The sequence below is a fragment of the Yersinia artesiana genome, assembly GCF_902726545.1.
GTDB lineage: Bacteria > Pseudomonadota > Gammaproteobacteria > Enterobacterales > Enterobacteriaceae > Yersinia > Yersinia artesiana.
This window is the reverse complement of record NZ_CACVAD010000084.1, coordinates 1-12,443: the sequence shown is the minus strand read 5'-3', so window position 1 is coordinate 12,443 and position 12,443 is coordinate 1. Positions and strand designations below refer to the sequence as shown.

Below are 12,443 nucleotides of genomic sequence, written 5' to 3'. Positions count from 1 at the left end.
ATAGTTAGCTATGCCATTGCAATAATGCTTAGCATTTTTAATGAATTAGCATCAATATTTAAAATAAACCCTGGATCATAAAACTAACATCAACTGTTAACGCAGTGATATATATCGAGGGTACATTAAAATGTTCCCAAAACAATGTACCTGAGTTAAAATAGGCTTTTTCTTATTTAGGTCGATAAATATACTTCTTAAATCCAAGAAATATCCTAAAAACTGAAATGGATGTTTTGATGTTACCTAATATTGGTTGAGAAGATTAATGAATAATAGTTAATTCGTGAAACAGCCTATTTACATAAAACGAATTATTTTATTTATGGGGGAATTTAGGTGGCAGTGGAATATTGGATTTTTTTAATTTAGCTATAAATATATGCAATCCCCCCACGCTTAAGCGTGCTGCAATCACTGCTTTACCTGTATTGCATATCCTTTATGATGACAGTGATGATGCTGGTAAACCCCATCTACGAAATATTTTCAGGCTATACCCGCTCTCCCCATTTATGGAGCTATTTTCAATGAACGCACATCCAATACGTCAAGTTATCGAAGCATGTGACAAAGCAATCTCTGAGAGGAACTTTGATGAGTTGATGAAGTATTATGCGCAGGATGCCGCGCTGGTCATCAAGCCAGGGATGATTGCCAGAGGCAAGGATAATATTCGAAAAGCCTTTATCGCTATTTCTGACCATTTTAAGAATCAACTTGTGGTTGAGCAGGGTGAAATGCAGGTTATCGAAGGTGCTGGAGATGCTTTGGTTATTATGGAAACGGTGTTGCATTTTCCTGATGAGCAGGGTGGGGTGGTGACTACGACTCGACGTGCAACCTATGTTTTTCGTCATGAAAACGATGGCAGTTGGATCTGCACAATTGATAATTCTTATGGAACTTCCATTCTGGATAGCTAGAGTTGATGGGTTGTGTAAAAACCAGGGTTCTAAAAATGTGAATTAGTTGTATTCTATTTTTATGCCAAATATCTTTCGGTATTCCTATGGTAGCAACTGACTTAGATGCATTAAATATCTTGAGTACCCCTATTTGGCTGGTATTACCTAAAAATCAGGAAATACTTTTTGCTAATAAGGAAGCCCGAAAAATTTCCGGTGACATTCAGTTGCTGCACATGCGTAATGGACGATTTTCAGCGCATGCGCAACAGCATTTGAATGCCTATCTTCCTGCTCTGGCTGTTGATGACCCCATAATTGAAATTTGGACTATCCAGACAGAAGAAAATGCCTTTCCTCTGAGTTGCCGACTCTCCTTAACTCAGCTCGAACCCTATGGTGCGGTTATTATTTTCGAAGGACTTTATATTTCAGAAAGTGTGGTAACTCAGCCGAGCAGCCCCAAACTGGTGGCAAAAGCCTATTCCCGGAGTGAAGAGAGTTTTTACGAGCAATTCTTTAGTACCAATACAGCGCCAATGCTACTGATAGATCCGTCGAAAGAGGGACTCATTGTTGATGCTAATCAGGCGGCAACCCGTTTCTATGGTTATTCGCGGGATGAAATGTGTCGGAAACACACCTGGGAAATTAATAGTATGGGCAAGGATGTGTTGCCTGTCATGAATGAGGTCGCCAAATTACCGGGCGGACATAAGCCACTTAATTTTATTCATAAATTAGCGGATGGAAATACCCGTCATGTCCAAACCTATGCCGGGCCAGTTGAGTTAGATGGCATAAGATTGATGCTTTGTATTATTCATGACATTACGGAACAAAAACGGCTTGAACAGGCATTAGAACATGCTGCTCTGAAAGATCCACTGACAGATTTAGGTAATCGGCGTCAGTTCTTTCCTTTGGTCGAGCATGCTCATGCTCAAAGCCAGCGTTACGGCCAAAATTTCAGTTTGATTTTATTGGATGTTGATCATTTCAAAAATATTAACGACCAACTTGGGCACCATAAGGGCGATGAAGTCCTGATTTTCCTGGCAAGAACACTGGAGTCTATCATCCGCGAGTGCGACATTGTTTTCCGCTGGGGCGGCGAGGAGTTTGCGATTCTTCTGCCCTCCACTAATCTGGAGGGGGCATTGCAATTGGCTGAATCTATTAGAGAAACCATTCAGATGATCTGCCAACCTAACTTGCCACAGCTCACGGTCAGTATCGGAGTTGCGCAACATCAGGTGGGTGAAGACACTGATAGTTTGTTTAAACGCATGGATGAGGCGCTCTATCGCGCCAAAGCGTCAGGGCGCAACAGGGTGCTGGCTGCGTAGAAAAGTAGATAAGAGGCATCGGTTGATGTCTTACCGTTTGGCTTATTCCAGCGGCAAATGATCCAGCGGTTTTACTTCGCGCAGGACGAATGTTGTTTGCATCTCTTTAATCCCCGAAAGTCGGCGGATAACCGACATCGCGAAAGTGGAGAAACTGTCGAGGTCTTCGGCAACCACTTGTAGCAGGAAGTCGGCATCTCCTGCGACGGCATAGCAAGCAATCACCGGTTTTAGCGCTCCAACCTGCATTTCAAACAACTTCGCTTCTTCCTCACTGTGGCTGTCAATTTTCACCCGAATAAAGGCCAAAATCCCCAAACCTATTTTCCGGCGATCAATATTGGCCTGATAGCCGGTAATAATGCCGCTTTCTTCAAGTTGCTTCACCCGTCGCCAACACGGAGAAGTCGCCATTCCCACGTTATCGGCCAACTCTTGGTTGGTCATCCGGCCAGAGTGCTGCAATTGTTTGAGAATTTTGATATCTGCCGGTGTTATCAGTGATGATGGCATTTTCTACCTGATTATTATTTTGTTTGGGTATGTTTTACCAATATTAGCTGAATGAAGCTGATAAAAGAAAGCACTTACCCACGCGGGAGATATATGATCTTGTGCACATCATTATTGGCAAAAGGGTATGGCTGTGGCAGATCAAATACGTATCACAATTATCGTTAATCCCGAGCTTCCGGTTGGCTTGATTGCCAACACCACCAGCGCGGTGGGGATTGGTCTGGCAGCTAAATTTCCGCAATTGGCAGGGACGGCATTGTCCGATGCGGCAGGGCAAGAAATTGATGTTAGCTCAAAATTGCCGGTACCTATTTTGCAGGCGAATGCTGCGCAGATGAGAGATGTATTGCTGAAAGCTTTAGCGGCCACCCATGAGCGGGCGATTGTGCCTTTTCCTGCATTTGCGCGCTCGATGCACAGTTTTCAAGCTTACGAAGCGGCATTTCCATTACGTTCGCTAGCTGATGAGCAATTGGACGGTTTGGGATTGGTTGGGCCGGAGAAGTGGGTGCGTTCATTGACGGGTGCATTAAAACTCTTGCGCTAATCAATTAGTGATTGATATGAGAAATAAGCGGGCTCTGGAATAGAACCCGCCGCTGTATTTCCCTACCAATCAACGTACTAGCTGAGCTGATTTAACTGCAATTGACGGCTGGCAATGCCATTGATGTATAACTCACGATACTCATGTGCTGGCAAATTAATGGTCAATTCATGCCAGGCGGGTTGATAGCTCCCCGTGCGTTGAAAAATGATATCAATGCGGTGATTGTCGGTTGTCACTTGCCAGCTCAACCACAATGCTGCCCCTTGCTGCCAACGGTGGCTCTCGCCATCATCTTCAAACAGCATCCCGCTGGATTGGCCGCCCCCTTTGGTGGGATAAAGCGCCAGTTCGCGTTGGGTATCTTGTTCTGCATTCACGAAAGCAATACGTCGAGACAGTGGCAGTGCAGCACCGGCGCGCACCAGCAGAGGCAGGCGCTCGAGTGGCGCATCTAACACAATGGTTTGCCCGCCGCTATACCATTGGCCGGTATGGAAACAATACCAACCTACATGATTATCCGGTAAATAGACCTGACGTTGCCGTTGACCCGGTTCCACCACACTGGCGACCAGTAAATCACGACCCAACATAAAATCGTCATTTTCCTTAAATGTGCAGCTATCGTGCTCATGATCGAGGAAAGTTGGGCGTAACATCGGCTCATCATCATGAGTCGCTTGCCATTGCAAGGTGTAAAAATAAGGTAATAGTCGATAGCGCAATGCCATTGCATCGCGAATCATTGGTGTGGCAGCGGGGTACATCCACGGCTCATTGACGGTGTTATCGTCATTCCATGAGTGAATGGTAAATCGTGGATGCATAACGCCGTTTTGTACCCAGCGAATAAATAATTCTGCTTCCGGTTTGTCGCCGGAAAAACCGCCCACATCGTGGCCGAGGTTATATAACCCGGACAGACTCATGCCCAGCCCCATGCGGATGTTATAGCGCAGGGTTTGCCAACTGGTGCGGTTATCGCCACTCCAGGTTTGGGCGTAGCGCTGCATTCCGGCACAGCCAGATCGTGATATCAGATATGGACGCATTTCTGGTGTGAATGCCTGTTGAGCCTCCATTGAGGCACGCATCATCAGCAAAGGCATCACCGGCCTGATGTGTTTAATGGCAATGGATTCACCAAATCCATTGCATCGCGCCTCGCCATCCCACACTTCGTATTCGTTATTGTCATTCCAGGTTGAGCCAATCCCCATTTCCAATAGCTGTTTAGTGACATTTTCCTGCCACCAATCCACGGTTTCCGGGTTAGTGAAATCGAGGTGAGAGCCTTCGTCATCCCAAAATGACGAGCGCTCCGGTAGCCCACTTTCACCATCGCGAATAAAGAGTCCGCGCTCGGCAACTTCTTGATACTTAGGATGGTCTTGCAATAGACAAGGTTTGATATTGGCGGCTAACTTGATTCCTGCTTGCAGGAATGCCTGACTCATCACCTTTGGCTGCGGTACTTTGTCATAATTCCAGTTAAAGACGTAGCGCTTATTGTTGATGGAGGTATAGCCGGACGAAAGCTGGAATGAGTCACACGGAATATCATGCTGCTGACACAAAGTAATGAACTTTTGTAACTGCACCTGAGCATCGGGAGCATCGGTGTAGTGCATGGTGGAACCGCTGTAGCCGAGGCTCCATTTAGGGCCAAATTGCGTTTTACCGGTCAGGCGCACAAAGGCTTTCGTCACATCCAGCACTTTCGGGCCGAGGAACATATAGTAATCAAGGTCGCCAGCTTCGGCCTGGTAACGCCGATAGGCCAAATGGTAGTTATCAATCTCGTTACCTAAGTCCAACCAGCAACTGCTGAGATTGTCATAAAACAGACCAAAGCTGACATCACCGCGGCGGGTGATAGTGAAAGGAATATGCTTATAGAGCGGATCAGTGCTGGCGGCGTTATAGCCCATAGCATCTAAATTGCGCATTTCAAAACGGCGGCCCGCGCGGTTAAGATCGCCAGCTTTCTCACCCAGCCCATAATACTGCTCATTGGGATAGCGGCGCTGATAGTGAGCAATCGCTTCTCCCTGCGGGCTGAAAAGATAAGCACTGGTTGGCCTGTCTGCCGCTAGTGGCTGCCATTTACCGTGTTGATTTTTATATTCCCATGCCAGGTGCAGCGGTTGATAAATGGTGACTCGCAAGCAGTCAGTGGTCACTATCAACTGCTGCTCATGGTGCTCCAACTGATAACCCGGTACAGAAAAGCCCGCCAGACTCAGACGATCACGCCCAGACCACGGCACATCACCCTCTGGTGCTATGCTCCAGGTGCGATTCAATGCCAGCTCGCCATTACGTTTAATCAGTACCCGGCAGAGACCAGGCTCTAATACATACAGACAAAATATATGACGGTCATCGACCAGCAGTTCCAGATGATCGGGGTATTCATTGATTAACAGCCAGTTTTTTAATGTTTTCATTACAGCTCTTCTCTCAAAGGGATTACATCAGGCTGCCGGTTGATTTTTATTACGGCGCTCAGCAAACAGGGAGACCAGGAACACGGCACCAATCAAATCGAAGAAGCCCATGGCGATAAACAGCGGGTTGAAGCCGATGCTGTCGGACACGGCGCCAATCAATAAAGTAAACAAGAAGCTGGCTATCCAGGCCGAAGATCCTCGTAGCCCGTTGACAGTAGCCACTTGGTTTTTATCAAAAGATTCAACCACTAATGCACTGAGCATGCAGGAGATAACCTGATGACCGAAGCCGCCAATGGAGATCAATGCAATCGCCAGATACGGGTCTTTAGTGATGGCCACAAAAGCCAGTGAAACCATCATAAAAGCACCGGTGACTGAACTGGCTACCACTGAGTTAATGCGGCTGCAACCGAACCATTTTTGATAGAGCTTGGTTAAGTAGCCGCTGGCAACACTGCCGATATCCGCCGCGAGGAAGGGCAACCAGGCAAACATGGCGATTTGTTTTAAGTCCATACCGCGCTCGGTCGCCAAATACAGCGGAACCCAGAAGCTAAATACAGCCCAGGCGGGTTCCGCCAGAAATGCGGGGATAGCAATACCGTAGAATTTCTTGTTTTTGCTAAGGATCGCTAACGATTTAAGGAATGGCAGCCGTGGCAGAACTGGTTCATTATCCTGATGAATCAGTTCAAACTCTTCTTTACTCAGATTGGGGTGAGTATCTGGAGAATGATAAAAACGCCACCATAACAACACCCAAACTAAAGCCAGCGCACCGGAGAAGAGGAATGCGCCTTGCCAGCCAAGTGCCACATGGGCCAGCACGATAATCGGTGGTGCCAGCATCGCGCCAATGGAGAAGCCCACGCCAGCCCAGCCAGCCGCAATAGGGCGCTCTTTTTTCGGGAACCAGTCAGAAATCGCTTTGGCGTTGGCTGGTGTGGCCGCGGCTTCGGCACTGCCCATAAAGAAGCGCAATACGGCTAATTGAAACCAGGTGCCCGCTCCGGCGTGCATCATGCACACCACGGCCCAAACACTGGCGCAAATCAGGAACCCCATTTTTAAACCGATAACATCAATTAACCAACCACAGAGCGGCTGAAACACGGTGTAAGCCAACTGGAATGATGCCACTATCCATGAATATTGCTCAGTGGTCATATTCAGGCTGGTTTTTAACTCAGGGGCCAAAATGCCTAGTGAGTTACGGGTAATATAGTTAACAGTGACCCCAAGTAGAAATAGCGCCAGCATCCACCAGCGCAATGATTTTATTTTCCGTCGCCCGATAACTTTCGCGGATTGATTAATCTCAACACTCATCCCAGCCTCCTGGTGTTGGTCAGTAGCAAATTAACCTGACCAACTTATTATTTTGGTAAGATCCATTTTTGGTTATTAAGATTACGCTGAGTTTTCATGTGATTTTAATCACACTAAATTTAGCTAAAAATACAATCATTTGATATTGTTAGTATTTTTATATTTAATCAAAATTAACCGGACTGATAAGTTTTTAAAATTGGTTTACCAAAACAAGGTAGCTAGCTTAAATTGGCTTTAATACGCATTTTTTTGGAAAAATTTTCATAAGCTGACTGATATTTCAGCATTTATATTTTGTAATGCCCTGAATAAGCGATTTACCGGCCATGAAAATTTTTTCATTTGCTAATTTGAGAGAGATCACAAAATGAATGGAAAGCTAAAAATACAAGAAATAGCTAATCAGACCGGCCTTTCAATTAGCACTGTATCCAGAGTATTAGCCGGTAAAGCGAATACCAGCGCGAAGGCAAAACAGCGGGTGATGGCCTATGCGCAGTCGCAGGGAATTTTGCAGAATTTATCTAGCGGGCGGTTAATGCTCAATAACATGATGGTATTTGCGCCACACCGGGCTTTTGATGTGCGCACTGATATCTTTTACTACAAAGTCATTCAGGGAATAACTGAAGCCGTCAGTCAGCATGAGGTGATGATTCGCTACTGCGGATTGTCTGAAACGCACAGCGATATTTCCCTATTTTTGGAGAAAATGACGAATCCTCAGACGGAAGCAGCCATCATTATTGGTATTGATGATCCGCGTATCCATGCATTAGCGGCGAGCGTGCATAAACCGTCGGTACTGATTAATTGTCGTGACCAGGAAATGTCATTGGACAGTGTTTCGCCTGACCATCAATCGATTGGCGAATTTTCTGCCAACTATCTGATACAGCAAGGGCATCGACGTATTTTGACGTTGCAATGTTTACGGCGTAACACGATGGAATTGCGGCTGGTGGGGATTAAAGAGGCTTTCGCCAACAATAATATGCATTTTGATGATAACCAACATCTGGTGACTACTCATGGTTTTGGCGCAGAAGAAGCCGAGCAGGCGATCGCCGCTTTTATTGCGAGTTGTGAAGATAACACCCAACTGCCTACGGCTATTCTGGCAGGGGGCGATTATATGGCAGTGGGCGCCGTTAATGCGTTGAATAAATTAAATATAAATGTGCCGGAGAGAGTTTCAGTCATGAGCATGGACGGTTTTAATTTGGCTGAGATTCATGATGTTCCGCTGACAGCAGTGCATGTTCCGCGTGACGAGTTGGGAGCAGAGGCTATCCAGTTATTGCAACGGCGTTTGTTGCGGCCCGACGCCCCTATCAGTAATACCCTCCTGCAAGGTAGATTGGTGATTCGCTCTTCGGTAAAGCAGGTTAATCAGAAAAGAATCCTGACTGCTGCGAATAAGTGTTCAGATCAGTTATATGATTTGTAATGCTTATAGGATGAATATGTCGCTACAAATAGATACTGATTGCCCACAAATAGGCAGTTAGCGCTATAGTTTACTGTTAGGTTTACCCACTTGATGGGGTTGAAAAAATTGAAAATAGACATAAATAGGTTTTATCTAAGTCTGATGGGGATATACCTAATCAAGTAATGAACTTAAGGATATTACCGCATGGAATTCAAAGACTATTATGCCGTAATGGGTGTCGAGCCCACGGCGTCCCTAAAAGAGATTAAAACAGCCTATCGCAGGCTGGCACGTAAGTACCACCCGGATGTCAGTTCCGAAGCTGATGCTGAAAGTAAATTTAAAGAAGTTGCCGAGGCTTACGAAGTATTAAAAGATGCTGAACGGCGAGCTGAATATGACCAATTAAGATTGCACCGTAATGACCCTGGGTTTGGTCAACATCAGTTTGATCAATACAATACCGGTGGTCGACAGTGGCACAGCAGTGCCAGTGGCGGTACTCATGATTTCTCGGACTTTTTCGAATCCTTCTTTGGTAACCGCGCTTCTTCAGCGCAACACTCATCTCATCGGGCATCTCATGGGGTTCGTGGACAGGATCTTGAGATGGAATTACCCATCTTTTTAGAAGAAACATTAACTGAACAAACACGTTCTATCTCTTACAAGATCCCGACCATTGATGCATCGGGCTTCCCTGGTGCTGAAACCTCTAAGACATTGAAAGTAAAAATTCCTGCCGGTGTGGGTGATGGCGAACGCATCCGTCTTAAAGGGCAGGGGGCACCTGGCATTGCAGGCGGAGCCAATGGTGATTTATTCCTGATCATTCGCATTGCGCCGCACCCATTGTTTGATATTGATGGTCAGAATTTACAAATAGTGGTGCCGTTAGCCCCGTGGGAAGCGGCATTGGGGGCCAGTGTTGAGGTTCCGACATTGACGGGGAAAATTGCTTTAACTATCCCGGCAGGTAGCCAAAGTGGGCAGCGTTTGCGCATTAAAGGCAAAGGTCTGGTCAGCAAAAAAGGAACGGGCGATCTGTACGCAATCCTCAAAGTGGTTATGCCACCGAAACCAGACGAGAAAACGCGGGCGCTTTGGCAGCAATTGTCAGAGCAGGCAGCATTTAATCCTCGGACTGGATGGGAGTAACAGATTATGGCTGAAATAGAGATCACCTACACTGTGACTGAGCTATGCCAGTCAACGGGGATCATGCAAGATGAGTTGGTCGAGGTTGTAGGGTTAGGTGTGATTATGCCATTAGAACCCGAGGCCACGGTTTGGGTGTTTGATGCGAATGCATTGAACAACCTTAAACGCGCCCGGCGCTTGCAACATGAGTTGGATTTGGACTGGTCTGGTGTGGCTATGACCTTGACGCTGCTTGAACGTATTGAGCAGCTAAAGAAAGAAAACGACCAATTGCGCAGGCAACTTGAGCGTTTTGTTCAAACATCTTAACAAGATGAACACGGGTTGCTGGCCCAACCCGTGTTGCCTCTATTTAATAGACCGCACAGCGCGGGAATAGCTTAAAGGCTGCTCACGCCGCCATCGACCCGAAACTCAGTACCGACGACAAAACTGGATTCATCTGAAGCCAGAAATACCGCTGCGTGAGCAATTTCAGCCGCAGTACCCATTCTTTTAATTGGCACCAATTGGCGAATTTGCTCAGTCAGTTTTTCTTCTTCACTACCCGATAACCCCAATTTTTGTAATGCTGGAGTCTGTGTTGGCCCAGGGCTTAATCCATTAACTCTAATTCCTCTTTCAGCCCATTCCCCTGACAGGGTTCGAGCAAGTGATAGCAGCCCTGCTTTGCTGGCGGCATAAACACTACTTTGCGGTAAACCAATATGAACACTTGCCGAACCGCAAAGAATGACCGAGGCTGGGTTAGCCAGCAGTGGAAGCAATGATTGCAGCAGGAAGAAAGGGCCTTTCAGGTTGGTTGACAGCACCCGCTCAAAGCTCGCTTCATCCCACTCTTCTATTGGATTATGAGTAACATCACCAGCATTGATATAAACGATATCCAGACGTGGCCAGCTTTCAGCTAGTTTAGCGGCCAGTTGCAATTGGTCTGCGATATTGCTGGCATCACTTTTTAGCAATAAAACACGTTCTCCGAGTTCATAGCGTGCTGCCTGCAATGCTGTTTCACTCCGCCCGGTGATGGCGACAGTCGCCCCCTCAGCCAGGAACTGGCGCGCAGTTTCCAACCCAATACCGCTAGTCCCCCCGGTAATCAGCGCATACTTATCTTTTAAACGATTCATGGTGAGCCTTCCATTTGGTAGCAGTGGAAGACCATTTTTAATATAAAAGTATCTAAAGTATAGTAGGTACCAATTTGATACTAATGATGCAATAGGAATGTAATGACCACTTATCAGCCCCTGACACCTAAAAATAAATCGGTACCTGATAGTGCCATTGAGCAGGAAAAATGCCCAATGGTGCAATTTGTTGAACTTATTGCTGGGAAGTGGGCAATACCTATTCTCTATCGTTTGATAGTGACTGCCGCACCTATTCGATTTGGCGAGCTACAGCGGGCGATTACCCCTATTACTCAAAAAGAACTGACCCGACAGCTACGTGCTTTCGAGCAACGTGGGTTGGTTCATCGCCAGATCTATGCCGAAGTACCACCGCGGGTTGAATATGAGATTACTTCTTTGGGGAAAACATTAAAGCCAACACTGGACTCTCTGGCACAGTGGATGAGGGATCATCATCGAGACCTGAATCGCGGTTTATAACGCAGGCTATTAGAAAATAGAGAAAAGGCTGATTTTTCGCAATCAATCTTTGGGCTATCGCGTAAAACAAGGTGGATGTACTACATTTAATGTGCTGTTCATTAATTATGCAGTCATTGAAAATGACAACAATAGTTTCAAGGAGAGAGTATGGGTAAGATAACGGGTTGTTGTTCAGAAGATAGTCATCCAAATAGCAAACGGAGCATGCTAAAAGCAGCTTTAGGAATCACTGCAGCGAGTGTTATTGGTGGGATTGGACTAGGGTTACCTCAAGTATCGTATGCCGCGTCTCTGACGCGAGAAGAGCGAGATAAATTAACCCCTGAGCAGATAGTGGAAAGTTTGAAGCAAGGTAATACAAGATTTGTTTCTGGAAAGATGCAGCAACACGATTATCTCGCACAAAAACGCAGCAGTGCGGAGGGGCAATTCCCTGCAGCCGTTATCTTGAGTTGTATTGATTCCCGCGCGCCTGCGGAAATTATTTTCGATACGGGGATTGGCGAAACATTCAATGCCAGAATTGCCGGTAACATTTCTAATGATGACTTGTTAGGTAGCCTGGAGTTTGCTTGTGCTGCAGCAGGTGCAAAAGTTATTTTGGTCATGGGGCACACTGCTTGCGGAGCCGTCAAAGGGGCTATCGATAATGTTGAACTTGGTAATTTGACTGGTCTACTTAATAAAATCAAACCAGCTATTGAGGCAACTCAATTTGATGGCGAGAAGAGCGGGAAGAACGAAAAATATGTTGATGCGGTCGCGAAAAGTAATGTGAAGCACACTATTGATGAGATACGTAAAAATAGTGAAATAATTAATAAATTAGAGAAAGAAGGGAAAATAAAAATAGTTGGTAGCATGTATAATCTGAATGGCGGGAAAGTCGATTTCTTCATGTAATAACTCGCATTTTCTATTCCCCTTGGGTATATCAAGGGGAATATGGAAATAAATCACAGTGTTAGCATTAATTTATCAATCCTATAATTTTTTTTGTTGACATAATCCTCTTGGTGGTAATTAAATTTTGTGGTTATATGATGAAAGTAAATTTCCACGATAAGGCAGTAATCTCAGCAGAGCGATGAGAATATCTTGACTCATTGTTTCATTA

General features: G+C 45.8%; 12 protein-coding genes. 8 read left to right on the top strand and 4 right to left on the bottom strand.

Going from position 1 to position 12,443, the window contains the following annotated elements:
* Nucleotides 1-530 precede the first annotated feature (530 nt).
* Together HU019_RS19520 and HU019_RS19515 are read left to right on the top strand one after the other, a co-directional pair.
* Complete coding sequence (locus HU019_RS19520; protein WP_174847770.1) at nt 531-926, top strand: YybH family protein; 396 nt, start codon at nt 531-533, stop codon at nt 924-926.
* Nucleotides 927-1,012: 86 nt separating this feature from the next.
* Nucleotides 1,013-2,257: a sensor domain-containing diguanylate cyclase gene (locus HU019_RS19515; RefSeq protein WP_174847769.1), complete on the top strand. Its 1,245-nt coding sequence runs from the start codon at nt 1,013-1,015 to the stop codon at nt 2,255-2,257.
* A gap of 42 nt (nt 2,258-2,299) precedes the next feature.
* Here the strand turns inward: HU019_RS19515 and HU019_RS19510 are convergent, their stop codons facing one another.
* Entirely contained in the window at nt 2,300-2,770 is a 471-nt protein-coding gene (locus HU019_RS19510) for an Lrp/AsnC family transcriptional regulator (RefSeq protein WP_174847768.1), read from the bottom strand.
* Nucleotides 2,771-2,897: 127 nt separating this feature from the next.
* Here HU019_RS19510 and HU019_RS19505 point away from each other — a divergent pair, with 127 nt between their 5' ends.
* Nucleotides 2,898-3,320 carry a DUF2000 domain-containing protein gene (locus HU019_RS19505; protein WP_174847767.1) on the top strand — a complete coding sequence of 141 codons (423 nt, stop codon included), beginning with the start codon at nt 2,898-2,900 and terminating at the stop codon, nt 3,318-3,320.
* 77 nt (nt 3,321-3,397) lie between these two features.
* Here the strand turns inward: HU019_RS19505 and HU019_RS19500 are convergent, their stop codons facing one another.
* Together HU019_RS19500 and HU019_RS19495 are read right to left on the bottom strand one after the other, a co-directional pair.
* Nucleotides 3,398-5,773, bottom strand: coding sequence for a glycoside hydrolase family 31 protein (locus HU019_RS19500; protein WP_174847766.1), 2,376 nt, complete (start codon nt 5,771-5,773; stop codon nt 3,398-3,400).
* 27 nt (nt 5,774-5,800) lie between these two features.
* Complete coding sequence (locus tag HU019_RS19495) at nt 5,801-7,108, bottom strand: MFS transporter (RefSeq protein WP_174847765.1); 1,308 nt, start codon at nt 7,106-7,108, stop codon at nt 5,801-5,803.
* A 370-nt stretch (nt 7,109-7,478) separates the two neighbouring features.
* On the opposite strand from HU019_RS19495, the gene HU019_RS19490 reads away from it, so the two are divergent.
* From HU019_RS19490 to cbpM, 3 genes are all read left to right on the top strand, one after another.
* The gene (locus HU019_RS19490; protein WP_174847764.1) at nt 7,479-8,561 is read left to right on the top strand and encodes a LacI family DNA-binding transcriptional regulator; all 1,083 of its coding nucleotides are present in this window, start codon (nt 7,479-7,481) and stop codon (nt 8,559-8,561) included.
* Between the two features lie 189 nt (nt 8,562-8,750).
* Nucleotides 8,751-9,704 (top strand): curved DNA-binding protein, encoded by a 954-nt coding sequence (gene cbpA / locus HU019_RS19485; RefSeq protein WP_174847763.1) that lies wholly within the window; start codon nt 8,751-8,753, stop codon nt 9,702-9,704.
* A 6-nt stretch (nt 9,705-9,710) separates the two neighbouring features.
* Nucleotides 9,711-10,016, top strand: a complete 306-nt coding sequence (gene cbpM, locus HU019_RS19480) for a chaperone modulator CbpM (protein ID WP_174847762.1) — start codon at nt 9,711-9,713, stop codon at nt 10,014-10,016.
* A 71-nt stretch (nt 10,017-10,087) separates the two neighbouring features.
* Here the strand turns inward: cbpM and HU019_RS19475 are convergent, their stop codons facing one another.
* Nucleotides 10,088-10,837, bottom strand: a complete 750-nt coding sequence (locus HU019_RS19475) for an SDR family oxidoreductase (RefSeq protein WP_174847761.1) — start codon at nt 10,835-10,837, stop codon at nt 10,088-10,090.
* 102 nt (nt 10,838-10,939) lie between these two features.
* Here HU019_RS19475 and HU019_RS19470 point away from each other — a divergent pair, with 102 nt between their 5' ends.
* Nucleotides 10,940-11,323 carry a winged helix-turn-helix transcriptional regulator gene (locus HU019_RS19470; protein ID WP_174847760.1) on the top strand — a complete coding sequence of 128 codons (384 nt, stop codon included), beginning with the start codon at nt 10,940-10,942 and terminating at the stop codon, nt 11,321-11,323.
* A gap of 150 nt (nt 11,324-11,473) precedes the next feature.
* The gene (locus HU019_RS19465; protein ID WP_174847759.1) at nt 11,474-12,229 is read left to right on the top strand and encodes a carbonic anhydrase; all 756 of its coding nucleotides are present in this window, start codon (nt 11,474-11,476) and stop codon (nt 12,227-12,229) included.
* Nucleotides 12,230-12,443: the final 214 nt, after the last annotated feature.

What these genes read in the sequence shown, in the direction of transcription:
- HU019_RS19520 (WP_174847770.1), top strand. Translation starts at nt 531, where the DNA reads ATGAACGCACATCCAATACGTCAAGTTATCGAAGCATGTGACAAAGCA.
- HU019_RS19515 (WP_174847769.1), top strand. Translation starts at nt 1,013, where the DNA reads ATGGTAGCAACTGACTTAGATGCATTAAATATCTTGAGTACCCCTATT.
- HU019_RS19510 (WP_174847768.1), bottom strand. Translation starts at nt 2,770, where the DNA reads ATGCCATCATCACTGATAACACCGGCAGATATCAAAATTCTCAAACAA.
- HU019_RS19505 (WP_174847767.1), top strand. Translation starts at nt 2,898, where the DNA reads ATGGCTGTGGCAGATCAAATACGTATCACAATTATCGTTAATCCCGAG.
- HU019_RS19500 (WP_174847766.1), bottom strand. Translation starts at nt 5,773, where the DNA reads ATGAAAACATTAAAAAACTGGCTGTTAATCAATGAATACCCCGATCAT.
- HU019_RS19495 (WP_174847765.1), bottom strand. Translation starts at nt 7,108, where the DNA reads ATGAGTGTTGAGATTAATCAATCCGCGAAAGTTATCGGGCGACGGAAA.
- HU019_RS19490 (WP_174847764.1), top strand. Translation starts at nt 7,479, where the DNA reads ATGAATGGAAAGCTAAAAATACAAGAAATAGCTAATCAGACCGGCCTT.
- cbpA (WP_174847763.1), top strand. Translation starts at nt 8,751, where the DNA reads ATGGAATTCAAAGACTATTATGCCGTAATGGGTGTCGAGCCCACGGCG.
- cbpM (WP_174847762.1), top strand. Translation starts at nt 9,711, where the DNA reads ATGGCTGAAATAGAGATCACCTACACTGTGACTGAGCTATGCCAGTCA.
- HU019_RS19475 (WP_174847761.1), bottom strand. Translation starts at nt 10,837, where the DNA reads ATGAATCGTTTAAAAGATAAGTATGCGCTGATTACCGGGGGGACTAGC.
- HU019_RS19470 (WP_174847760.1), top strand. Translation starts at nt 10,940, where the DNA reads ATGACCACTTATCAGCCCCTGACACCTAAAAATAAATCGGTACCTGAT.
- HU019_RS19465 (WP_174847759.1), top strand. Translation starts at nt 11,474, where the DNA reads ATGGGTAAGATAACGGGTTGTTGTTCAGAAGATAGTCATCCAAATAGC.